Here is a 23,050-nt window from a genome sequence, read left to right as displayed (position 1 = left end):
ATGCGCTACGTGCTCCGCAGGCTCGGCTTCTACCTGCTCGCCGCGTGGGCCTCGCTGACGATGAACTTCGTCATCCCGAGGCTCGCGCCGGGAGACCCGGCCACGGCGATGTTCGCCCGCTTCGAGGGCCGCATCTCCCCCGAGGCGCTGGTGGCCCTGAAGACGGCGTTCGGCTTCACGGATGCGCCGTGGCACGTGCAGTACTTCACGTACCTGAAGCACCTGCTGACCGGGGATTTGGGCCTGTCGTACGCGTACTACCCGTCGCCCGTGTCGGAGGTCATCGGCACGGGCCTGTTGTGGACGCTGGGGCTGGCCGGGTGCGCGGTCATCATCAGCTTCGCGGTGGGGACGATGCTGGGCGTGCTGGCCGCGTGGAACCGGGGCGGCTGGCTGGACTCGGCGCTGGCGCCCGCGCTCGCCTTCCTGGGGGCCTTTCCCTACTTCTGGCTGGCCATGCTGGCCCTGTACCTCTTCGGCTTCGGGCTGGGCTGGTTCCCGCTGCGTCACGCGTACTCGCACGACGTGGAGCCCGGGGCGACGCTCACCTTCCTCGCGGACGTGGGGCGGCACGCGGTGCTGCCGGCGACGTCCATCGTCGTGGCCACGCTCGGCGGGTGGATGCTGAGCATGCGCAACACCATGGTGGCGGTGCTGGGCACGGACACGCTGCGGCTGGCGCACGCGAAGGGCCTGCCGCCCCGCCAGGTGATGCTGCGCTATGCGGCGCGCAATGCGCTGCTGCCCAACGTCACCGGCTTCGGCATGGCACTGGGCTTCGTGCTGAGCGGCTCGCTGCTGACGGAAATCGTCTTCTCGTATCCGGGCACCGGCTACCTGCTCATCCTCGCGGTGCGCAACCAGGACTACCCGCTGATGCAGGGGCTCTTCCTGGTCATCACGCTGGCGGTGCTTGCCGCGAACTTCGCCGTGGACCTGCTCTGCCTCTGGCTGGACCCGAGGACCCGCGCCCATGCGTGACACCCTTCGACGCTTGCTCCGCCAGCGCAAGGCGGCGGTGGGAGGCACCCTCCTCTTGGGCTTCCTCCTCGTCGCGCTGGTGGGCCCGTGGTTCGTGATGGACCCGACGGAGCTGATGGGCCAGCCCCACCAGCCGCCTTCGAGTGCCCACTGGTTCGGCACGACGGGCCAGGGTCAGGACGTGCTCGCGCAGACGGTGGTGGGCGCGCGGGAGACGCTGGCCATCGGCTTCGCGGTGGGCGCGCTCGTCACGCTGGTGGGCGCGCTGGTGGGCATCACCGCCGGCTACCTGGGCCGCCGCGTGGATGACGCGCTGACGCTCACCACCAACATCTTCCTGGTCATCCCGGGCCTGCCGCTGGCCATCGTCCTGGGCGCCTACCTGCCCTCCGGTCCGTTCCGCATGGTGGTGGTGCTCACCTTCGCGGGCTGGGCCTGGAACGCGCGCGTCTTCCGCGCGGAGGCGCTGTCGCTGCGAGGTCGGGACTTCGTCGCGGCGGCCGTCGTCGCCGGAGAGAGCCACCTGCGCATCATCACCCGCGAGCTGTTGCCCAACATGGCCTCGCTCGTGGCCTCGTCGTTCATTGGCAACACGCTGTATGCCGTGGGCGCGCAGGTGGGCCTGGAGTTCCTGGGCCTGGGTGACGTGGGCTCGGTGACGTGGGGCACCAACCTCTACTGGGCCGGCAACGACGCGGCGCTCCTGACGCGCTCCTGGTGGATTTTCGTCCCCACGGGCATCTGCATCGCGCTGGTGGGCTTCTCGCTCACGCTGCTCAGCTCCGCCATCGACGAGCTGACCAACCCCTCGCTTCGCGCCCCTCCGAAGGCGCCCAGCGCCGCGGCGGTGCGCGCCGTCGCCTCGCCCGCGCAGGAGGCCGCCACGCCCGGCGCGCTCTTGAGCGTGCGTGAGCTGTCCATCGAGTACATGACGCAGGCGGGCCCCTCCCGCGTGGTGGACCAGGTGTCCCTGGACATCGCCCCCGGCGAGGTGTTCGGCCTCGCGGGTGAGTCCGGCAGCGGCAAGTCCACGCTGGGCTCCGCGCTGTTGCGCCTGTTGCCCTCGTCGGCGGCCATCACCCACGGACGCATCCTCTTCGACGGAACGGACGTCACCGCGTTGTCGCCGGAGGCGCTGCGCGCCTTCCGGTGGAGCCGTGTGTCCATGGTGTTCCAGAGCGCGATGAGCGCGCTCAACCCGGTGCTCACGCTGGGCGAGCAGTTCCACGACACGCTCGCGGCGCACGGAGGTAACTCGCGCGCGTCCTCGTACGCGCGGGCCCGTGAGCTGTTGAGCATGGTGGGGTTGAAGCCCGAGCTGGTGGACGCATGGCCGCACCAGCTCTCCGGTGGCATGCGCCAGCGCGTGGGAATCGCCCTGGCCCTGGCCCTGGAGCCCCGGCTGGTGGTGATGGACGAGCCCACCACCGCGCTCGACGTGGTGGTGCAGAAGGAGCTGCTCCAGCGCGTGGTGGAGCTGAAGGAGCGGCTGGGCTTCGCGGTCCTCTTCATCACGCATGACCTGCCCCTGCTGCTCGCGCTGGCGGACCGCGTGGGCATCCTCCAGGCCGGCAAGCTGGTGGAGGTGGACACCGCGCAGCGACTGCGCACCGACGCGCGTCATCCATACACGCGCCTGTTGCTGTCGTCCTTCCCTCACCTGGGCGCGGCCGACGCGCCGACGCCGTCACCCGACGTGCTGGAGCAGGCCACCAGCGCGCTCAAGCCGCCGCTCGCCGCGTCCCCCGGAGGTCGTCGATGAGCCCTCCCCTGCTGGAAGCCTCGCGCCTGAATCGGAGCTTCCCCGTGGGCGGCTTCCTGTCCCACGCGCGCCGCAAGGTGCTGACGGATGTGTCCTTCTCGCTGGAGCGCGGAGAAATCCTCGCGCTCGTCGGCGAGTCTGGCAGCGGCAAGTCCACGCTGGCCCGCCTGCTGGCGCGGCTGGACACCCCGGACTCGGGCGACATCCTCCTTGGCGGAGAGAACGTGCTCGCCCGCGAGGGCGGCGCCGCGTCACTGGCCTACCGGGGCCGCGTGCAGATGGTGTTCCAGGACCCGTTCGCCTCGCTCAATCCGGTGCACACGGTGGCCTATCACCTGGAGCGCTCGCTGGTGCGCCATGGGCGCGCGCGAGGCGTGGAGCTGACGCGACGGGTGCACGCGCTGCTGGAGTCGGTGGGGCTGACGCCAGCGGAGCAGCTGGCGAAGCGCTATCCGCACGAGCTGTCCGGAGGCCAGCGTCAGCGCGTGGCCGTGGCGCGGGCGCTGGCGGTGGAGCCCGACGTCATCATCGCGGACGAACCCACCTCCATGCTGGACGTGTCCACGCGCCGGGGGGTGCTCCAGTTGCTCAAGGGCCTGACGCGCGAGCGCGGCATCGGCATCCTCTTCATCACCCATGATCTGGCGAGCGCCCGTCACCTGGCGGACCGCGTGCTGGTGCTCTACGCGGGCTCCGTCGTGGAGACGGGCCGCACCAGCGACGTGCTCCAGGCGCCTCGCCACCCGTACACACGGCTGTTGTTGTCGGCCGTTCCGGATGGCGTGGACTTCCTGCGCACGCCCCTGCCCGCGCGCGTGGCGACCGTGCCCGCGCCTCCTCTGGGGTGTGCCTTCGCGCCCCGCTGTCCTCACGCCGACGTGCGGTGCCACGAGGCGCTTCCTCCCTTTCACCTTCCCGCGGCGGAGCACCACGTCCGCTGCCATCTCGAGTCCTCGAAAGGAGTCCCTGACGATGCGGCAGTTTCCTCATGACTTCGTGTGGGGTGTGGCCACCTCCTCGTACCAGATTGAAGGAGCCACCGACGCCGACGGGCGCGGTGAATCCATCTGGGACCGGTTCGCCGCCACGCCCGGTAAAATCGCCGACGGAACCAACGGCAACGTCGCCTGCGACCACTACCACCGCTGGCGCGAAGACGTGGAGCTGATGCGCTGGATGGGATTGAAGGCGTATCGCTTCTCCGTCGCCTGGCCGCGCGTGTTCCCCATGGGGCGCGGCAAGGTGAACACCGCTGGCCTCGACTTCTACTCGCGGCTGGTCGACGGACTGCTGGAGGTGGGAATCGAGCCTGTCGTCACGCTGTACCACTGGGATTTGCCGCAGGCGCTTCAGGACAAGGGCGGCTGGGCCTCGCGCGACACGGTGAGCGCGTTCGTCGAGTACGCGGACGTGATGAGCCAGAAGCTCGGGGACCGGGTGTCGCGGTGGATTACGCACAACGAGCCCTGGTGCATCAGCATCCTGGGCTACGCCAACGGCGAGCACGCCCCCGGCATCAAGGACTGGGGCCAGGCGCTGGCCACGGCCCACCATGTGCTGCTGTCGCATGGACAGGCCGTCCCCGTCATCCGCGCCAACGTGCCCAGGGCGGAGGTCGGCGTCACCCTCAACCTGGTGCCCGCGGAGCCCGCGTCGCCCAGCAAGGAGGACCATGACGCGTGCCGCTCCTTCGACGGCGGCTTCAACCGCTGGTACCTGGACCCGCTCTACGGGAAGGGCTACCCGCGCGACGTGATTGACGACCATGTCGCCGAGGGGCGACTGAAGTCGGACACGCTGCCCTTCGTGCGACAGGGGGACATGACGGACATCGCCGCGCCCATCGATTTCCTCGGGGTCAACTACTACAACCGAGGCGTCATCCGCAGCGACCGCATCCCCGAGGCGCAGAACGCCCCGCGCACCGTCCACGTCAGCCCCGAGAAGACGGAGATGGACTGGGAGGTGTCGCCCCACGGACTCACCCAGCTGCTCGTGCGGCTGAACCAGGACTACAAGCCCGGGCGCCTCTACGTCACGGAGAACGGGGCCGCCTACGGCACCACGCCGGACGCGGACGGCCGCGTGCGGGACACCAAGCGCGTGCACTACCTGCGCACGCACCTGGAGGCCTCGCTGGAGGCCATCAAGCAGGGCGTGCCGCTCAAGGGCTACTTCGCGTGGTCGCTGCTGGACAACTTCGAGTGGGCGTACGGCTATCAGAAGCGCTTCGGCATGGTCTACGTGGACTACGCGACCCAGAAGCGCATCCCCAAGGACAGCGCGCACCTGTACCGCGCCGTGGTGGCCCAGAACGGGCTGGATGTGGAGCTGGCCGCATGAGAGCCCTGTTCCTCGCACCCCTCCTCGCGGCGGCGCTGTACCAGGCCCCCGTCCACGCCGGGCAGGACGCGCAGCCCGTCCAACCCGGCGGCGCGCAACCTCAAACGGCGCCGGTGGAAGCAACTCCGCCGGCCGCCGCTCCTCCCGGTGGCGCGCCGCCCGCAGCCACCACCACGACGCCCTCGGGTCCTCCGAGCCCGGCGCCGTCTCCCGCGCCGCAGCCCCTCACCCTGCAGCCCGTGGACGTCACCGCGGGCGCGGAGCAGGCCACCGTCGTCAAGCTCCAGCGCGACGAGCGGGGCTTCAAGCTGAAGGTGGACGGCCGCGACTTCCTGTTGCGCGGCATGAACTGGGGCTACACGCCCATTGGAGAGAACTACCGGTATTCGCTCTGGAACCAGCCCGACGACTTCGTGCGCGCGGTGCTGGCGCGGGAGATGACGCTGCTGCGCGACATGGGCGTCAACGCCATCCGCCAGTTCGACGACATCCCTCCGCGCTGGGTGGAGTTCATCTTCAAGAACTACGGCATCACCACCGTGGTGAACCCGCTGATGGGCCGCTATGGCGCCACCGTCAACGGCACCTTCGTGCCCAACATCGACTACTCCAACGCCGCGCATCGCAAGGCGCTGCTCGAGGAGCTGGCGAAGAAGGTGGAGGTGTACCGGGGCGTTCCGGGCGTGTTGATGTGGCTGCTCGGCAACGAGAACAACTACGGCCTGCACTGGACCAGCTATGAAATCGAGGCGCTGCCGGGCCAGGAGGACGCCGCGCGCGCGGTGCACCTCTACACGCTGATGGGCGAGGCGGCGCGGACCATCAAGGCCCGCGACGTCAACCACCCGGTGGCGATGGCCAACGGCGACCTCCAGTACATCGACCTCATCGCCAAGCACGCCACCGACATCGACATCTTCGGCGCCAACGTCTACCGAGGCCCCAGCGTCCGGGACCTGTACGAAGAGGTGCTGCGCAAGGTGGACAAGCCGGTGCTCTTCTCGGAGTTCGGCGCGGATGCGTTCAACGCGCGGGACGGTCGTGAGGACCACCTGTCGCAGGCCGAGTACCTGCGCCAGCAGTGGGAGGAAATCTACACGCAGACGTACGGCCAGGGCCGCGTGGGCAACGCGCTGGGCGGCTTCGTCTTCCAGTGGGTGGATGGCTGGTGGAAGGTGGGCCAGGAGGCCAACCTCTCCCTGCACGACACGACGGCGTCGTGGCCCAACGGCGGCTACGCGGCGGACTTCGTGGCCGGTCAGAACAACATGAACGAGGAGTGGTTCGGCATCTGCGCCCTGGGCACGCCGGACGACGCGGGCATCTCCCGCATCCAGCCGCGCACGGCCTACTACGTGTTGCAGGCGGCCTTCCGCCTGGACCCGTACGCGGAGGACACGGACCTGGACCGCATCCACGCGCACTTCGCGGGCCTGCGGCCCTCCGAGCTGTCGAAGAGCTACGAGTCCTCCATCGCCCTGGCGAAGGCGGATGAGCTCAGCGCGGTGCGGGTGTCGAACCTGCGCCTCGTCATGGACAGCTCGCTGTCGCGTGGAAGCATCGCGACGACGCGACCGAACCTGACGTCCGCGGACCACACGGAGTCCATCTTCTTCGACCTGGCGCTCCAGCCCGCCACCGGCGTGTACGGACGCGCGTCCTTCAACGTGGTGGGCAACGTGGCCACCAACCGCCTCAACAACCTCTTCTACGAGAACCGGGGCACCACGCCGACGCCGACGACGCCGGCACCGGGGGCCTCGCCGACGCCGGGCGTCTCCCAGCCGGGAGTGAATGGCTTTGACCGCTTCGCGCTGTACCAGGCGGAGTTCAAGCTGGACCGCGCGGACTTCGCGCTGGAGGGCTTCTACCGCGTCGGCCACTACCACTGGGGCGAGGAGGGTGACTTCTTCGGCCTGTACCGCGAGGCCAACTACGGGCCGAACATCGACATCTACCACGGCAACGCGCCCTTCGGCGTGGTGCTCAGCGGCAAGCGCTCCTTCGAGGGCTTCAAGCTGGCGGTGGGTCCGGAGCTGTACTGGGGCGCAAACCCATCCGTCGTCGCCAAGTACCGCAAGGGCTTCGGGGACATGGCGCTGACGCTGGTGCATCAGGAGGACATCGCCCGGGGCGCGACGCAGCAGACCGCCTCCGTCATCCGCGAGCGCGTGGCGCGCCGCACGGCGCTGACCTTCGAGTGGAACCGGGGTCCGCTGGCGCTCGACATCGGTGGCATCCTGGCCGCGCCCCAGCGCATCGGCGAGGAGTTCACGTGGACGCGCGAGGCGACGGGCGGTGCCAGCTACATGGGCAGTGGCCAGGAGGTGCTGCGCGACAAGGTGCAGTTCCTCGACACGCTCGGCGCGAAGGCGCGGGCCACATATGACCTGGGCGGCGTCCGGCTGTTCGCCCAGGGCTCGTTCCGCGGGCTGGTGGCGGACGGTGGTCCCGAGCCGAGCATCGTGCTGACGGGCTGGAGCCTGCGGGAGAGCGGTCGCGGCAACCACTTCGGAGCGCAGGCGGGCGCGGCCTTCCAGTTGGGCACCATCGAGGTGGCGCCCAACGTGCTGTACCAGAAGCCGCTCATCGGCCCGAATCCGAACATCCCCGACACGTATGACCAGGACTCGGGCACGTACTTCCCCGCCGTGCGCGCTCGCAACGTGTTGCAGGATGCCTTCACCGTCCTGGACAACCGCGAGACGCTGGGCGCGGAGCTGCTCATCACCTTCGACCCGACGCCGGGGACGTGGTTCTGGGCGTGGGACCGGGAGATGCGCGAGGACGCGCCCTTCGCCGCGGGCCTGGACCTGGTGTACCGCCGACAGCCGACGTCCCGGGATGCGAGCATCGCCATCCTCGCGGACGGCAGCGCGGTGGCCTTCGCCGGGGCGCCTCCCGCGCGCGACGAGTGGGAGACGACGCTGCGCATGGTGGGCAATCCCACGCAGCGGCTGAAGCTGTACGGCACGGCCTTCGTGGGCAGCGTGCAGTCCGGAGGCGAGGACGCGCGGCAGGTGCGCCGCTTCGGCCTGGACGCCAACGTGCTGTACGACACGCTGCTGCTCGCCACGCAGCTGCGGTTCAACGACTGGGGTCCGTACGACTACCACCGCGTGTTCAACCTCACGTATCCGGTGCAGCTCGGGGGCGACGTGTCCTACGGGCTCAAGCGGCCGGTGCTGGGCGCGGTGTCCACGCGCTTCGGTCTGCGGGGGCTGGTGCGCATGCTGGATGAGTACTCGGAGGGCATGAGCACGACGGCCATCGCCGAGGGACTCAAGGGCCGCGAATACGAGGTGGGTGCGTATGCAATCCTTTCGCTCTGAGGGACAACGTATGAGGACGTGTCTCGTGCTCCTCGCGGTGCTGGGCACCTTCGGGTGCTACGACCGCGCGAGCTATGTCTATGGCGAACCGCTGGAGGACCTGACACTCGAGGTCTACGACCCAACCATGGGCGTGTATCCGAGCACTGTCATCCTGGACGACCCGAACAATCCGTTCGCGGACTCGACGCCGGGGACGGAGACGAAGTGGGTGCTCCAGGCCAACGCGGGGCCGGTCGCGGCCTTCTACTCGTGGGCCACCGTGCTCGCGCGGGGACCGTATGGCGAGGCGCAGTACTACGTCGGCCTCAACCTGCTCGGCGTGTACCAGAACGGACTGGCGAAGCAGGAGGACCTGCCGGTGGTGCGGGACATGGCCATCCGCTCGTACCAGTCGGTGTTGGACAACTTCCCGGACGCGGTGACGTACGACTCGACGGGGACGATTCCCTACGAGCTGTTGACGCCGTCCTACAAGGCCATCGTGGAGATGGGTGGGACGGTGACGGGCGGTTGGGTGCTGGTGCGGACCTCGAGTGGTGGTGAAAGGGCGGTGCGGCCATGAAGCGGACCGTGGGAGTGCTGCTGTTGACGTTGGCCGCGTGCCGGCCGGACCCGGGTGCCTCCGACTACGAGAACCACCAGCCGTCCTCGCAGGACGACGCCGGGACGAATCCCCAGGACGAGGTGCTCCCGGGGCCGTTCCCGTTCGAGGCGGGCCAGCGGCGCCTCTTCGTCGGCTTCTACGAGGGAGGCCGGTCCGAGGAAATCATCATCAACGACGTGGACACGCACATCTACCTGTACGAGGGCACCGTCACGATTGAGTCCTCGAGCACGCGCATCGAGGGGAAGACGGCGGACCGCATCGTCCACGCGGGCAAGGGGTGGTTGGGGTTTGGCATCCACTGGGATACGGGCCACAACCTGGACGCGTGGAAGACGCTGCACGTGAGCCTCAACTCGTCGGACCCGGGGTTCGCCTCGGTGAAGATTGGGATGAGCGACACGGAGGGCGTGCAGCTCGACGTGGCGAAGTATGGGTATGTGAACGACGGGCAGTGGCACCACCTGGCCATTCCGCTGTCGGACTTCACCGCCGCGGGCGTGAGCATGGGCGCGGTGCTGTCGCCCTTCGTGTTCATCGCCGGCGGTGGGCCCTCGGGCAACGCTCTGCTCTTGGACAACCTGTACTTCACGACGAACTAGAGACTGTGCGACGGGCCCGCTTCCCTGCTTCCGGGGAGCGGGCCTGTGCCGAGCCCACGGGCAGCAAGAGGCGAGCACCTCCGAATCGAGCTGTGGTTCTATATCACCCCTTCACGATGACGCCTTTCAGCTGGGTTCGCGCCTCGAACTCGCTGGCCAACAGCTCCATTTTCACCGGGTCCTCGCAGCCCAGGCTCAATGAGAACATCGGCGCCGCAGGGTGCCGATAGAGGAGCAGACACGCGTCATCGCGATCATAGAGCGCGCAGCGCTCGGTAGGAGGGATGCGCTTGAAGTCATGCTCGTCGGCCAGGGTCGACACAAGGTCCGAGCGATATCGGGGAGCGGAGTTAGGGGCGTCAGGTGAAGTAAAGACTCTTCGATAGGGCAAAGCCGACAAGCGAACGGCCTTGAAGGCTTCGTAGTAAAGAAACTCCTCCAGACCTACGTGCGCCAAGTGAGCGGTATCCGGAGAGAGGTTCTTCTCGAGCGGCATGCGGACGAGCAAGCAGTCATCGCCGCCATGCGGCTTCGCACGGTCGAGGAAATAGTCCCAGCCTGCCGGCCCATTGTCCCCCGCCACCAGGAGACAGCGGCCATGCCGCAACCAGGACAGGGTTTGGTAGGTCAGGATTTTCCCATCGATGGAGAGGTCGGCCTCCGCAAGTTCGAGTCCGCCCATTCTGGAGCCCATGGTCTGAAGGAAACGCAGGTAGGCCCCTGGCAATGCCCCTGCGTGTTCTTCCAGGAGCTCGATATCCACCTCGTCGGCGGGCTCAATCTCCCGTGCGAAACCGGGGCGATATTTTTCGATGAGTTCGACAAGTGCCTTCATGCTTGCCTCCGCGTCAAGGACACTTCGTATCGCAGTACAAGGCAGGGAGCCCTTCCTGGCATTTCGCGCACGACGGCACGTTCTCGCCAGACTTGAAGCCGTCCTTCTTGCTGTACTCTTTCTCCAAGGTGACCCTCTTCGTCACGGGGTCCTCGACCAATGCCTCGAAGACAATCTTGGTCCCCATCTTGGCGACACTCGACCCGTCAAGCGTCTTGAGGCCTTTCACCATGGGAGAGAACCATCTCTCAATGAGCTGACGCGGTTTGTGACCCTGATTCTTCTGCATGATTTGCTTGGCGGCACACTGCCATGGGTCCGAGTTATCACCGGCGCCCCCGAGAAGAGGACTTGCACATACGAAGCCCGCAGATGACACGGCTCTCGCAAAAGCCGGGGGTGCCTTGCCCGAACAGGCGGCAAGCTTCCCTCCTTGCTTGCACACACAAATCATCACGCCGAGCATGTAGCCCTTGGAGAAGGTGCCATATGCCACCTCCATCCGAAGGACGGCGTTCACTTCGAAGAACGCCTCAAGAGCACCCACCTTGGCCTCGAGGCTTTGAATTTCGCCGGTCAAGCCTGCCAGTTCTTGTTTCTGGGGATCTGTCAGCAGCCCTTTCTTCTGCAATCGCCGCAGTGGAATGTGCGCTCTGCGTTTCCGCGCGAGTTCGATGTTCGCATTGTTCAAGTCTCGAATCTTCTCCTTCTGCGCATCAAAAGCGTTGCGCACGGCTTTGGTCAGCGCGCGAATCATCTCTAGCGTCTCAGCGCCAGCCTCCAGCGGATGCGTCTTGCCACATCTCCCACATGGCTTGTCGTCGCCATAGGTGACGGCAACGACCTTGGCATTCTGGATGAGCCCCGTCATGGTGGCGGCATTGGCAGGGCTGCCTGAGGGACCACAGTTGTTGAGCATGGGGTCGCTCAACAACTGGACGTTCTTGCCTTCGATTTGAACGTTCATCGAACCGGGTCCCAAGAACTTCGTGGGACCATGGGTGTTGCTGGAGATGAGGCCACCACCGGTCCCCTTGCTGGCCATGTCACCCTGACTGCCAAAGCTTGCTCCTGCGACAGCGACAGGCTGTCCGTCAATGGTCACCGTCTTGGAGTAGCCTTTGGGCGAGTCGCCACTCTTGCCGATATTTGGCAATGGAGTGGGAACAAACGGAGCAGGCGGGCCAGGCATCTTGCAGACATTAGGAAGCGTGGCTGCTGCAACTCCCGAGCTACCCTGGGTGACAGGGGTCTTCGGGGGATTGATGGCTACGGTGCCCATGTTCGGATTTCTCCTCGATGCCCAGGACTCGGCGCCTCAAGCAGTGCAGCGGCCCGAAGTCCGGCATCAGAGCTGCCCCAGACCAACGTACGAGGGCCACGTGAATACTCTCGGCGCCATGCTTGCGCGCACATCAGCAAGTTCAACGCGCCTGTCGCCGCACCCACCTCGCCGCAACTCCGCACGGGAGTATGGTAGGCGGAGGCATCACGAAATGAAGCCCCGAGTCGCAGCGCCACGAAGCCCCATTCCTCGGTGCGATACCGCTCGCCGTTGATGTCGCAGTAGATGTTCTCGACCACGTCTCGTGGTTTGTCGAGTGGGTTGAGGGCTTGGCGCACGACTGAAGTCAGCCCGTCCGCCAGGTTGAGCGCGGGCGTGTTTATCAACTGGGTCTCACGAGCCGTAGCCGTCGCGCGCACACTCGCGGCGGGCGCCAAGCCCAGCTTGCGTGCGTTGGACTCAGGCATCAGTGCGATGAAGGCAGCGGATTCTCCAGGAGCAAACCCCGTACGAGACCCCTCCTCCAGCCACTGATTGTTTTCACGCAGCCAATCGAGCGTTTCGAGGTCCTGGTAGCTGTCGATCCCACCCACGAGTATCAAGGGGCACCGACCAGCGTGGCCGCCCCACGTAACAGCCTGGTGAAGGCTCTCCAGTGCCGCCGCATGGCCTGTGAGGCGAGGCTCGACTCGCAGGCGAAGACGACCGGCGTCGACGGCACTCAGCATGGCAACCACCCGCTGAAGGTCGGGGGGCGCCCAACCCGGGCGCTCTTCCGGGAATCCGACGAGCACAGGCACCTCGACATTCCACTGTGCCGCCGCTGGCGCCAGTTTCTCAAGAACTTCGGCCAGCGCCGCGACTCCAAGTGCAGCCATGCGCTCTGCTGCACCCCACTCCCGGCGGTCGAGCAAGCCATCCTGCGCGAGAAATGAATCCGTCCCGCTTCCCAGTTCCGATACCTGCACGCGTCGCACTCGGCTGATACCTGCTCGAATCGCGGCGGCAGTGGTCTCCGCGGTCGTCCCCACGGGCGTCCGTGCTCCGGCCGCGACAATTTGTAGCGCCGCACTCATCTCAGTCGGGCCTCATGGTAATCACCGTAAAGTCGAGGTGGTCGAGTTCGAGCGGTCCAACCTTGAGCCCCGTCTGGTAGACCATACTCAGTTTCTTCAGCTCAGGTTCGATGAGCACTGTACCCAGTGTGGCCTCGTGGAATTGCCGAATGGATCCAAAATGGGTGTCAAACCCGAAGCGTAGGCGAGGTAGGACCAATCCAAGTGAGCCGTGTGGCGAGAGCTGGTGTAGCGCAATCCGTTCTCCACCCACAAGACGACGTGACGAACGCTGATCAACAGGTGCGCAGAGGGCCGAACGGGCGTCGAAGTCGCGCGGCAGCAGTGGGCGTTGAGTCTTCGACCAGACATCGTCGAAAGTGCCGAACAGTTCGATACGTGGTGACCAGTGGCTGGCGATGGGACCAAAGCCAGCAGGCCCATTCTCCGCGGGATTGCCTTGCAGGTACTCGATGCGATGGGCGGGCTGCCCTACGAGATGAGCATCACGAGTGGCCAGACCCCGTCCCACGGGGTTGCGAGAATCCCCACGGTGCTTGCGAGGGTCCGGGTCGTTGGTATCGAACCCTCCCCATGCCCATTCGTAGTGGATGCGCTGACGCACGAAGGGCTCTGCGGTTGATGGTCTCACGCCCAGAACGCCACGCCGGTAGACACGTTCTCCGTGGACCACCAGCATCTTGTCCACGTCGTGGATGCGAACAGCAACGTCGACCCTCGAAGCGGGCCGCCCGCCTGGCGCGTGCGCACAGGCATGAATGACGACATCGGTATGCGGCTTGGGCGCAACGAGTTCGGCCTCATATTGGAGGCTGGACTGGCCGGGAGCCCCCAGATAGACAGGCTCATGCAGCGGGAGGCCCTGTTCGGCGGATAGGCTCTGGCGACCTCGCTCGTCGAACTCGAAGGTTGCCTTGACGGCAACAACCCAGACGTGATTGCCGTCCTTGTCTCGAATCCAGGTACGTTCGGCGCCAAAAGGCGTGCGATTCGAAAGGACCCACATAAGGTTCGCCGTATTCGCCAGTCTACGCAATCAATCTCAGGCATCGGCAAGGGTCGCCCAGTATCCAGCGCGCTCATTGTCCAGAACCATGCAATTTTCGCAGACAAAGAGTGTCTTGCCGTCGTCAGGATTGGATGAGCTCTCTCACGCGACAGCCACCTTGACGCTCACCGCCTGACGCCCACCTCGCGCTGCGTCGTCACCGCCTGTTCCACCGCGCATCTCCCTCCTCCGCGGTGAGGAGGATGAGCGTCGCGGTGATGGCGGCCTGCACATCCGGCGGGTCGCCCGTGAGCGCGTCCCGGTACAGGAAGAACTGCCCCACCCTCACGATGACGTTCGACAACGCATCCAGCCCCATCGCCGGTCGGAGGTGCTTGTCCCTCACGCCCTCCTCCAGCGCTCTCCGGATGCTCGCCGCGCAGCGCTCCTCCACCCGGCTGCTCTTCGACATCAGCACGCGCATCGCGTACTCGGAGTCCTGCTGGATGAAGCGCCGCAGGGGCGCGTCCTCCACAATCAGGTGGATGAGGCGCTGGGTGACGTCCGCCACGTACGCCGTCCCCTCCCCCTGGAACTCGCTCCTCGCGGCGGTGAGCGCGGCCTCGAACCGAAAGGACAGCACCTCCCCATAGAGCAGCTCCCGCGCCCCCGCCCAGCGGAACACCGTCGCCCGACTGACGCCCAGCTCCTGCGCCATCCGGCCGATGTCGAAGCGCTCCCCCTCGTTCCACCACCGCATCGCCAGCGCGAAGAGGTCCTGCGGCGTCGCCCGCGAGGGCACCTCCAGCCGCTGCGAGAGCGGCGTCACCCGCGCCCGCGCCTTCTCTCGCGAGGCCGGCCGACGCGTCCTCGAAGGCGCTTCCTTCGTCGCGCGCCGCGAGTCCTTCACGCGCGTCCGTTTCATGTCGCCGCGCTCAGCATCTTCCGCCGCCGCCGCCGCATCCCCGCCACCAGCACCCGCTGGTACAAGGTCGGCAACAATCGCTGGAACAGGTCGATGAGGACCGCGTCCCCGCCAATGAGCTGCCTCCGCCGGTTCTTCCGAATCGCCGTGAGGATGTCCTCCGCCGCCCGCTCCGGCGTGGTGGCCAAGGCCTTCTCGAAGTCACTCGACGAGCGCTCGTCCGTCCACCCCCGACGCACCGTCACCCGCGCATTGCGCGCGATGTTCGTCTTGATGCCCCCAGGATGCACACAGGTGACACCGATGGTCCCCGGATCCACCTCCAACTCCTGCCGCAGCGCCTCCGTGAAGCCCTTCACCGCGAACTTCGCCGAGTTGTACGCCGCCTGCGTCGGCACCCCAATCAGCCCGAACACGCTCGACACGTTGACGATGTGCCCCTCGTCCACTGCCTTCAGGTGAGGCAGGAACGCCTTGGTGCCGTACACCACCCCCCAGAAGTTGATGTTCATCAGCCACTCGAAGTCCTCGTACCGGGTGTCCTCGATGGTGGCGCCCAACGCCACGCCCGCGTTGTTGATGATGATGTGGACCGCGCCGAACTCCCGCGCCACGTCATCCGCCCACGCGTGCACCTGCTCGCGCTTCGCGACATCCACCCGGTCCGCCCGGACACGGACGCCGTGCGCACGGCACTGTGTCTCCGTCTCGGAGAGTCCCTGCACATTCACGTCCGACAGCGCGACGTGACACCCCTGACGCGCAAGCAACACCGCCGTGGCCCGGCCAATGCCCGAGCCCGCTCCGGTAATCGCCGCGACCTTGTCCTTCACCGATTTCATCCGTTGGCTCCGTTCCGCGTCCACCGCCACCGCGTCAGCCGTGCGCCTGCTTCCGGGGGCTCGCCCCGGTTTTCAAGGACGCGCGCCGACGCCGGGTGATGGCGACATATTCCGAGGGCTCGAAGGTGGCGACGCGGCGCCTGTAGTCGAACGTGAAGCCCGGCCACAGCGTCGAGTTGCGCCCCGTCGCATCCAGGTACCAGCTCACACACCCGCCCCGCATCCACACCGTCCGCGCCATCCGCGTGTCGACATCCTGGACGAACGCCTCCTGCGCCTCCACCGTCGGCTCCACCGCCGCCAGCCCCCTGCCCTCCAGGTAGCGCAGCGCGCTGAGCACATGCGCCAGCTGACTCTCAATCATCAGGATGACGGACGTGTGCCCCAGCCCCGTGTTCGGCCCCAGCAACATGAAGAAGTTGGGGAACCCGCTCACCGACGTCCCCAGGTGCGCCTTCATGCTCCCCGCCCACGCCTCCGCCAACGTGCGCCCATCGCGCCCCCGGATGTGCCGGGCGAATGACGGCTCCGTTATCTGAAAGCCCGTCCCGAAGATGAGCGTGTCCACCGGATGCTCGACGCCCGATGCCGTGACGACGGAGTGCTCGCGCACCTCCTGGAGCCCCTCCGTGACGACCTCGACATTCTCCCGCGTCAGCGCCGGCAGGTAGTCGTCCGACACAAGCACTCGCTTGCAACCCATGGTGTAGGAGGGTCGCAGCTTCGCGCGCAGCACCGGGTCCGGGACGGACTGCTTCAGGTGCCGCCATGCCCCTCGCTGGGCCCAGCGGATGATCCACGGATACATGAACGCCAGCGCGGACAGCTCCTTCACCGCGTAGAGGCCCGCGCGCATCAGCCACCGCGCTCCGGGAACGCGCGTGTACAGCCACTGCTTCCAGCCGGCAATCGCGTGGTCATTGCGCGGCAGAATCCAGGGAGGCGTGCGCTGGAAGAGGACCAGCCGCTCGACCTTCGGTTGAATCGCCGGGACGAATTGAATCGCGGACGCGCCCGTGCCCACCACGGCGACCTTCCTGCCCATCAGCTCATGCGAAGGGTCCCACCGCGCCGAGTGCATCACCTTGCCCTGGAAGCGCTCCAGCCCCGGGAGCGCGGGCTGCACCGGCTCGCCGAACGCCCCCGCCGCGAGGATGAAGACGTCCGCGGTGAAGAGCCCCTCCGACGTCTGGAGGCGCCAGTGCCGCGCATCGTCATCCCACCGCGCGTCCTCCACGGCGTGACGGAAGCGCACGTGGGGGAGCACGCCGAAGCGCTCCGCGCAGTCGCGCAGGTACGCGTGAATCTCCGGCTGGGGCGAGTACGCCCGGGACCAGCGCGGATTCGGCGCGAAGGAGAACGAATACAGATGCGACGGCACATCGCACGCGCACCCCGGATACGCATTGTCCCGCCAGACGCCGCCCACGTCGTCCGCGCGCTCGAAGAGGACGAAGTCCTCCAGCCCCTCCTGCTTGAGCCGGATGGCCATCCCCAGGCCGCCGAACCCACTGCCCGCGATGGCCACGTGGAAGTGCCGCGTCGGGGGAAGGGACATCCAGGCCTCCAGTGGGAATCCGCGCTACGGACTCCCAGCATGGCGCGCCATGAGTCACTTCACAAGGATGACGCATGCATGAGGTGCCCCGACAGGGTGTCGCATGAACGACAGGCTCGGGCGGAGGCTTCGAGCCCACCGCCGGGAGGCCTACGCGGTCAGGTGCTCGACGAGCGTCTTGAGGCCGATGCCGATGAGCACCAGACCGCCGAGGATTTCGATGCGGGTGCCGAAGCGCTCGCCCAGCCGCTTGCCGGCCCAGGCACCAACGATGGACAGCACGAAGGTCATCACCCCGATGAGGGCGGTGGAGAGGACGATGCCCAGCTCCAGCGCGGGCAGCGTCACGCCGACGGCGAGCGCGTCGATGCTGGTGGCCACGCCGAGCGTCAGCAACATGGGCAGGGGGATGCCGGTGGCGGCGCGCTCCTCCTCGTCATGGGAGAACGCCTCCCAAATCATGTGCCCGCCCACGAGCGCGAGCAGCCCGAAGGCAATCCAATGGTCCACCGCCGCGAAGTGCGTGAGGATGGCCTTGCCCCCGAGCGCACCGCCCAGGGACATGCCGAACTGGAACAGGCCGAAGGTCAGCGCCAGCTTGAGGACATCCGGAGGCCGAGCCCCCCGGATGGCCATGCCACTGGAGACAGCGGTGGCATCCATCGCCACGCCGAGCGCGAGCAGAAGCAGGGTCACGGAGGCCACGGACTACTCTTTCTCGATGTCGCGGTCCCAGAGCTGAACGCGGGTGTTCTCGTCGGCCAGCCGTCGGGTCAGCTCCGCTGCGATGGCCACCGAGCGGTGCTTGCCACCCGTGCACCCCAGCGCCACCGTGAGGTACGCCTTCCCCTCCTTCTGGTAGCGAGGGAAGAGGAAGCGGCACAGGTCCACGACCTTCTCGAGGAACTGCTGCGTCTCCTCGCGGTCCAGCACGTACGCGGCCACCTTGGGCACCTTGCCCGTCAGCCCCTTCATCTCCGGGACGAAGTACGGGTTGGGCAGGAAGCGCACGTCCAGCACCAGGTCCGCCTGCGGCGGCACCCCGTACCGGTAACCGAACGACATCACCGACAGGCTCGGCCCCGCGGCGGGCTCCGGGCTGAAGCGCGCCTGCACCATGCGCTTCAAGTCGTGCACGTTCAGCACCGACGAGTCGATGACCTGGTCGGCGATTTCGCGCAAGTCACGCAGCTCCTGGCGCTCCGCCTTGATGCCGTCCGCCACGGTGCCGTTGGGCGCCAGCGGATGGCGGCGGCGCGTCTCGCTGAAGCGACGGATGAGGCTGTCGTCGCTCGAGTCGAGGAAGAGCACCTCCACGTGGTGACCGGCGCGGCGGACCTCGTCCAGCACCCGGGGCGCGTCCTTGAGGAACACGCCTTCACGCACGTCCATCACCAGCGCCATCCGCTCGATGTTGCCCCCGCCCGCGAGCTCCGTGAGCTTGGGCAGCAGCAGCACCGGCAGGTTGTCGATGCAGAAGAACCCCGCATCCTCCAGCGCCCTGATGGCGGTGGACTTGCCGGAGCCGGACATGCCGGTGATGACGACCAACTGTTTCGCGGGCGCGGTCACTCGACCTCTTCTCCCAGGGTGCGGCGCATCGCCCCTTCGGCGATGGCTCGGTTGAGCCGCTCGGCGAATTCCCTCGCCGAGTGGTGGCCCTGAAGCTTCAACAACTGGTTGCGGGCGGCCACCTCGATGATGGTCGCCATGTTACGGCCTGGACGCACGGGTACCACCGACAGCGGGATGTCCACACCCACAATCTGGAGATGTTTGTCCTCCACGCCCAGCCGGTCGTACTCCTGATGGGGGTCCCATTCCTGCAGCTCGATGACGAGCTCGATTTTCTTCTGCTCGCGCACCGCCGCCACGCCGAACAGGTCCTTGATGTTGATGATGCCCAGGCCCCGGATTTCCATGTGGTGCTTGATGACCGGGTTGCCCGCGCCGTAGACGGCCCCCTTGCGCCGGGTGACGTCGACGATGTCGTCCGCCACCAGCCGGTGGGCCCGCATCACCAGGTCCAGGGCAATCTCGCTCTTGCCGATGCCGCTCTTGCCGAGCAGCAGGATGCCCACGCCGAAGACGTCCATCAGCACGCCGTGCAGGCTGCTGGACTCGGTGAGCGCTTCCTCCAGGAAGGACTGCACCCGGGTGATGAACTCGCTGGAGAGCAGCGGCGTCTTCATCAGCGCCAGCCCGCCGGACTCACACGCCGTCACCAGGACGGGCGGAATCTCCAGCTCCTTCGTCACCACGACGCACGCCAGGTCCTCTTCCTCGAAGAGCTTGGAGAGCGCCTCGCGCTGCCGCGACTCCGGCAGGGTGGCCAGGTACGAAATCTCCGTGTTTCCGAACACCTGGACCCGGTGGGGGTGGAGGTGCTCGGTGAAGCCCGCCAGCGCCAGCCCCGGCTTCTGGATGCGCGGCGAGTCCACCGTCCGAGTCAGCCCGCTCGCGCCCGCGATGAGCGTGAGCCGCAAGTCGTAGTCGTGGTCCTCGATGAGCTGGGAGATGCGGATGGATTTCATCGTCGGGGCCTGGAATATCACTGGTGGGACCTTTTGAGGCGAGGTGCCCACCTGGCATGTCGTCCCCTACCTCTACCCCCGATAACCCACCCGAGCGAAGCCCTGGTCGCCCGCTGGGGGAATCGCTTGGGACTTCAACAATGAGTGCCGAGGCCATTTCCCGCCGCCTCGTGCGTTGCTAAGCCCCCGGCCATGTCCGACTGCCTCTTCTGCAAGATTCGAGACGGCCTCATCCCGGCCAAGGTCGTCTATCAGGACGACGCCTGCCTGGCCTTCGAGGACATCAATCCCCAGGCGCCCACGCACGTCCTGTTCATCCCCCGCAAGCACATCGCCACGGTGAACGACGTCACCGCGGAGGACGAGGCCACGGTGGGCCACCTCTTCGTGGCGGCGGCCAAGCTGGCGAAGCAGCGGGGCCATGACAGCAACGGGTACCGGGTGGTGATGAACACCCACCGCGACGCCGGGCAGACGGTGTTCCACATCCATCTGCACCTCCTGGCGGGTCGACCGCTGCTCTGGCCTCCAGGCTGAGCAGGCGTGCGCGCCGCGGATCGCCAGGGCGCGGGAGTGGACGCGAGCCGGGTGAGCGGGTGCTAGCGTTCCCCGACAGCGCAGGGATGCGCCGCGCATGCCCTTCACCACGGAATCCTCTCCCAGCAACCGCCGCGCCTATACGGTGCTCTCGCTCCTGCTCGCGGCGGTCGCCGGCGCGGTGAATGCGACGGGCTTCGTGGCGCTCGGCATGCACACGTCTCACATGTCCGGGAACATGGCGGCGCTGGGCGAGTCGATTGCCACGGGCGAAGCACGCCTCGCGGTGCTCGCCGCGCAGTTGCTCCTGTCCTTCCTGCTGGGCGCGGTGTGCGCGGCGGCGCTGCTGGATGCGTCCCGACACCGCTCGCGAGGCCGGCACGTCGCCGCGCTGATGGTGGAGGTGGTTGCGTTGGCCGGCATCGGCACGGCGCTCACGTCCTCGCCGGGGACGCGCGCGCCCGTGCTGATGTGGGGCCTGTCCTTCGCCATGGGGCTGCAGAACGCGCTCGTCACCCGGGTGTCCGGCGCGGTGGTGCGCACGACACACGTCACCGGCATCCTCACGGACATTGGCATCCAGTTGGTGCGGATGTTCGCCTGGGTACGGGACGGGGCTCGCGGCCAGGGCGTCGCCGGCGTGTTGCGCGGGCTGCGCGCCCTGCCCTCCGCCATCGAGTTCGAGCGCACGCGCCTGCACTTGGGACTGGGCGCCGCGTTCCTGCTGGGGTGCACCAGTGGGCCGCTGCTCTATGTCCACCATGGGCCCGCGGCACTGGGGTTGCCGTGCGCGGTGCTGCTCCTGCTCATTGGCCTGGACTTGAGCCCGGCGGCGCGGCGACAGCCGGACTCGGCCTCGCGCGCCTGAGTCACGGCGAAGCGGGCTTCGCCATGGGCACCTTCGGCGGGCCCGAGGGCGCCTCCACATCCACGACGTTCGCGTCGGGGCCAATCTGGCGCAGCACCCGCAGCACGCTGCTGCGGTCATCCGTCCAGGCGAAGTCCTGCTCGTCACGCAGCCCCAGGCGGCGCACCCGCGCCTTGGCACGGGTGAAGGTGGGGCCCCAGGAGAACTCGCGGTCTGGACTGAGCAACATCCAGTTGCTGCGCAGCGCGCTTCCTTCCGTGTCGTGGAAGACGAAGGCCGCGTACATCCCCAGGCGGCGCGCGTGCGACAGCGTCACTGGCACCAGGTCCAGGTGCACGTTGCTGATGTGCAACGCGAGGACTCCGTGCGGGGCCAGGTGCCGCTTGTACAGGGCGACGGCCTCCTCGGTGAGCAGGTGCACGGGGACGGAGTCGGAGGAGAAGACATCCAACGCCAGCACGTCGAACCCACCGGGCTCGCCCCGCTCCAGCTCGCGCTCCAGGGAGATGCGCGCGTCCCCCTCCACCACCTCAATCGTCGCGGGCGAGTCGCCCAGGTAGCTGAAGAAGCCGCCTTCGCCTCGCGCCAGGGAGATGACCACCGGGTTGATTTCATAGAAGCGCCCTCGGTCCTCCTTCTCCAGCAGCGCCGCGCTCGTCCCCACGCCCAGCCCCAGCACACCCATGCGCAGACCCGGAGGCAGTCCCACCGCCGCGCGCAGCCGACGCTGCTCGGCGACAGCCAGTCCCAGACCGGCCTCTCGCGTGTAGTAGGTCGTGGGCCACGAGCGCAGCTCGGGCTTGACGTACTGCATGCCATGGGTGATGGCGCCGTGGCGCTGACTGTAGAGGTGCTTGTCCGGCGACTCCTCGTTCTGCTCCGTCACCCTCACCACGCCGAAGAAGTTCCGCTCGCTGAACAGCGCCTTGTCCAGCTCCCGGTTCACCGACAGGAACAGGTTCACCGTCACCATGACGAGCATCGCGCCGCGCAGCACCCGTCGGCCGCGCTGACTCCACGTCTCTGCCGCCGGCCCGCGCACCATGCCCGCGAGCGCCACCGCGCAGCAGCCTCCCAAGGACAGCGGGTACTCCCAGTACGCGCGGAAGAAGGCGGTGGCCACGCCGCTGACGAACAGCGCTCCGAGCACGCCACCGGCGGACACCCACAGGTAGAAGGCGCTCAAATGGCGCGGGGACGGACGCAGCCGGTACAGCTCGCCGTGACACACCATGCAACCGGCGAAGAGCGACGCGGCGTAGGCGATGAGCTGGAGGGTGAGCGGGAAGTGGGCCCCCGCCGCGTGCGCGTGCGCCACCATCGCTCCGGAGCCGATGAGCAGCACCGAGTAGACGGTGCGCGAATAGAAGGACTCGCGCGAGAAGGCGATGATGAAGGTGAGCAGGTAGACGGCCAACGGCAGCACCCAGAGGAAGGGACCCGCCGCCACGTCCTGCGAGAGCTGGTTCGTCGTCGCGAGCAACAACACGGATGCGCACGTGGCCAGCCCGAGCCACGCCAGCGTCCGGCCCACACCGGGTCGAGCCTCGGAGTCGGCGGGCGCGGCCTCCAGTGAGGCGCCTCGTGCTTCTCGCCGCATCGCCTCGAAGGCGGCTTCCCGGGCCGCCTCCGCGTCCGTCTGAAACCGTGACGCCGACGCTGAACCTGCGCCTGCATCCTGCGTGGCCATCGCGCCGACTCGGGCGCTGACGTCCTGCGATGCGAGTTCGCCCGCTGTCACTCGGGCCGTGGCGCCCTCCACGAGGGAAGCCTCTCGTGGACCTGTCGCTTCCGTGCTCGCCACCACGCGCTCGTGCCGCAACACATCCAGCGCGCACACCGCGCAGGCTCCCACGAAGAGGACGAAGCCCACGCCCCAGCCCCACGCCTGCGTGGCTCGCCCCACCCACGGCTCCACGAGGAAGGGGTAGCCCAGCAGCGCCAGCAGCGAGCCCACGTTCGACAGCGCATACAG

At 67.4% G+C, this 23,050-nt stretch carries 20 protein-coding genes; 9 read left to right on the top strand and 11 right to left on the bottom strand.

The genetic code is table 11. From position 1 onward, the window contains the following. The 7 genes from HR086_RS15490 to HR086_RS15460 are packed head-to-tail and all read left to right on the top strand — an operon-like array spanning position 1 to position 9,627. Positions 1–981, top strand: a complete 981-nt coding sequence (locus tag HR086_RS15490) for an ABC transporter permease (RefSeq protein WP_141644429.1) — start codon at positions 1–3, stop codon at positions 979–981. Beyond that, positions 974–2,743, top strand: coding sequence for a dipeptide/oligopeptide/nickel ABC transporter permease/ATP-binding protein (locus tag HR086_RS15485; protein WP_174466003.1), 1,770 nt, complete (start codon positions 974–976; stop codon positions 2,741–2,743). The genes HR086_RS15490 and HR086_RS15485 overlap by 8 nt, the downstream gene beginning before the upstream one ends. Beyond that, positions 2,740–3,735 (top strand): ABC transporter ATP-binding protein, encoded by a 996-nt coding sequence (locus HR086_RS15480; RefSeq protein WP_141644427.1) that lies wholly within the window; start codon positions 2,740–2,742, stop codon positions 3,733–3,735. The genes HR086_RS15485 and HR086_RS15480 overlap by 4 nt, the downstream gene beginning before the upstream one ends. Next, positions 3,716–5,086: a GH1 family beta-glucosidase gene (locus HR086_RS15475; protein ID WP_174454246.1), complete on the top strand. Its 1,371-nt coding sequence runs from the start codon at positions 3,716–3,718 to the stop codon at positions 5,084–5,086. The genes HR086_RS15480 and HR086_RS15475 overlap by 20 nt, the downstream gene beginning before the upstream one ends. After that, positions 5,083–8,418, top strand: coding sequence for a glycoside hydrolase family 2 TIM barrel-domain containing protein (locus HR086_RS15470; protein WP_174466002.1), 3,336 nt, complete (start codon positions 5,083–5,085; stop codon positions 8,416–8,418). The genes HR086_RS15475 and HR086_RS15470 overlap by 4 nt, the downstream gene beginning before the upstream one ends. Before the next feature lie 10 nt (positions 8,419–8,428). Then, entirely contained in the window at positions 8,429–8,983 is a 555-nt protein-coding gene (locus HR086_RS15465) for a hypothetical protein (RefSeq protein ID WP_174454244.1), read from the top strand. Further along, positions 8,980–9,627, top strand: coding sequence for a hypothetical protein (locus tag HR086_RS15460; RefSeq protein WP_174466001.1), 648 nt, complete (start codon positions 8,980–8,982; stop codon positions 9,625–9,627). The genes HR086_RS15465 and HR086_RS15460 overlap by 4 nt, the downstream gene beginning before the upstream one ends. Before the next feature lie 103 nt (positions 9,628–9,730). Here HR086_RS15460 and HR086_RS48530 read toward each other — a convergent pair whose 3' ends face one another. From HR086_RS48530 to hprK, 10 genes are all read right to left on the bottom strand, one after another. After that, on the bottom strand, positions 9,731–10,462 hold the full coding sequence (locus tag HR086_RS48530) for a hypothetical protein (RefSeq protein ID WP_254626336.1): 732 nt from the start codon (positions 10,460–10,462) through the stop codon (positions 9,731–9,733). 13 nt (positions 10,463–10,475) lie between these two features. Further along, positions 10,476–11,744 carry a DUF4150 domain-containing protein gene (locus HR086_RS15450; protein ID WP_174466000.1) on the bottom strand — a complete coding sequence of 423 codons (1,269 nt, stop codon included), beginning with the start codon at positions 11,742–11,744 and terminating at the stop codon, positions 10,476–10,478. Further along, entirely contained in the window at positions 11,732–12,715 is a 984-nt protein-coding gene (locus HR086_RS15445) for a hypothetical protein (RefSeq protein ID WP_373564306.1), read from the bottom strand. The genes HR086_RS15450 and HR086_RS15445 overlap by 13 nt, the downstream gene beginning before the upstream one ends. Before the next feature lie 109 nt (positions 12,716–12,824). Then, complete coding sequence (locus tag HR086_RS15440) at positions 12,825–13,829, bottom strand: DUF2169 domain-containing protein (RefSeq protein WP_174465999.1); 1,005 nt, start codon at positions 13,827–13,829, stop codon at positions 12,825–12,827. A gap of 199 nt (positions 13,830–14,028) precedes the next feature. Further along, the gene (locus tag HR086_RS15435; protein WP_174465998.1) at positions 14,029–14,736 is read right to left on the bottom strand and encodes a QsdR family transcriptional regulator; all 708 of its coding nucleotides are present in this window, start codon (positions 14,734–14,736) and stop codon (positions 14,029–14,031) included. After that, entirely contained in the window at positions 14,733–15,578 is an 846-nt protein-coding gene (locus tag HR086_RS15430; protein WP_174454240.1) for an SDR family oxidoreductase, read from the bottom strand. Before HR086_RS15430 ends, HR086_RS15435 begins: the two co-directional genes overlap by 4 nt. A gap of 34 nt (positions 15,579–15,612) precedes the next feature. Further along, the gene (locus HR086_RS15425) at positions 15,613–17,136 is read right to left on the bottom strand and encodes an NAD(P)/FAD-dependent oxidoreductase (RefSeq protein ID WP_174465997.1); all 1,524 of its coding nucleotides are present in this window, start codon (positions 17,134–17,136) and stop codon (positions 15,613–15,615) included. 150 nt (positions 17,137–17,286) lie between these two features. Next, positions 17,287–17,841, bottom strand: coding sequence for a manganese efflux pump MntP family protein (locus HR086_RS15420; protein ID WP_141644416.1), 555 nt, complete (start codon positions 17,839–17,841; stop codon positions 17,287–17,289). A gap of 3 nt (positions 17,842–17,844) precedes the next feature. Next, entirely contained in the window at positions 17,845–18,708 is an 864-nt protein-coding gene (rapZ, locus tag HR086_RS15415) for an RNase adapter RapZ (protein WP_141644415.1), read from the bottom strand. Continuing rightward, positions 18,705–19,670, bottom strand: a complete 966-nt coding sequence (hprK, locus tag HR086_RS15410) for an HPr(Ser) kinase/phosphatase (RefSeq protein ID WP_141644414.1) — start codon at positions 19,668–19,670, stop codon at positions 18,705–18,707. The genes rapZ and hprK overlap by 4 nt, the downstream gene beginning before the upstream one ends. A 192-nt stretch (positions 19,671–19,862) precedes the next feature. On the opposite strand from hprK, the gene HR086_RS15405 reads away from it, so the two are divergent. Continuing rightward, complete coding sequence (locus tag HR086_RS15405) at positions 19,863–20,207, top strand: histidine triad nucleotide-binding protein (protein ID WP_174454237.1); 345 nt, start codon at positions 19,863–19,865, stop codon at positions 20,205–20,207. Positions 20,208–20,304: 97 nt separating this feature from the next. Next, a complete protein-coding gene (locus HR086_RS15400) occupies positions 20,305–21,075 on the top strand; it encodes a YoaK family protein (protein WP_174465996.1) in 771 nt (256 codons plus the stop codon). A 1-nt stretch (position 21,076) separates the two neighbouring features. Here the strand turns inward: HR086_RS15400 and HR086_RS15395 are convergent. Then, positions 21,077–23,050 (bottom strand): spermidine synthase (locus HR086_RS15395; protein WP_174465995.1); only part of this gene is annotated, 1,974 nt, incomplete at its 5' end.

Source organism: Myxococcus sp. CA039A (assembly GCF_013336645.1).
GTDB classification, from domain to species: Bacteria; Myxococcota; Myxococcia; order Myxococcales; family Myxococcaceae; genus Myxococcus; species Myxococcus llanfairpwllgwyngyllgogerychwyrndrobwllllantysiliogogogochensis.
The sequence above is the reverse complement of the archived record's forward strand: the minus strand, read 5'-3'. Positions and strand labels throughout refer to the sequence as shown.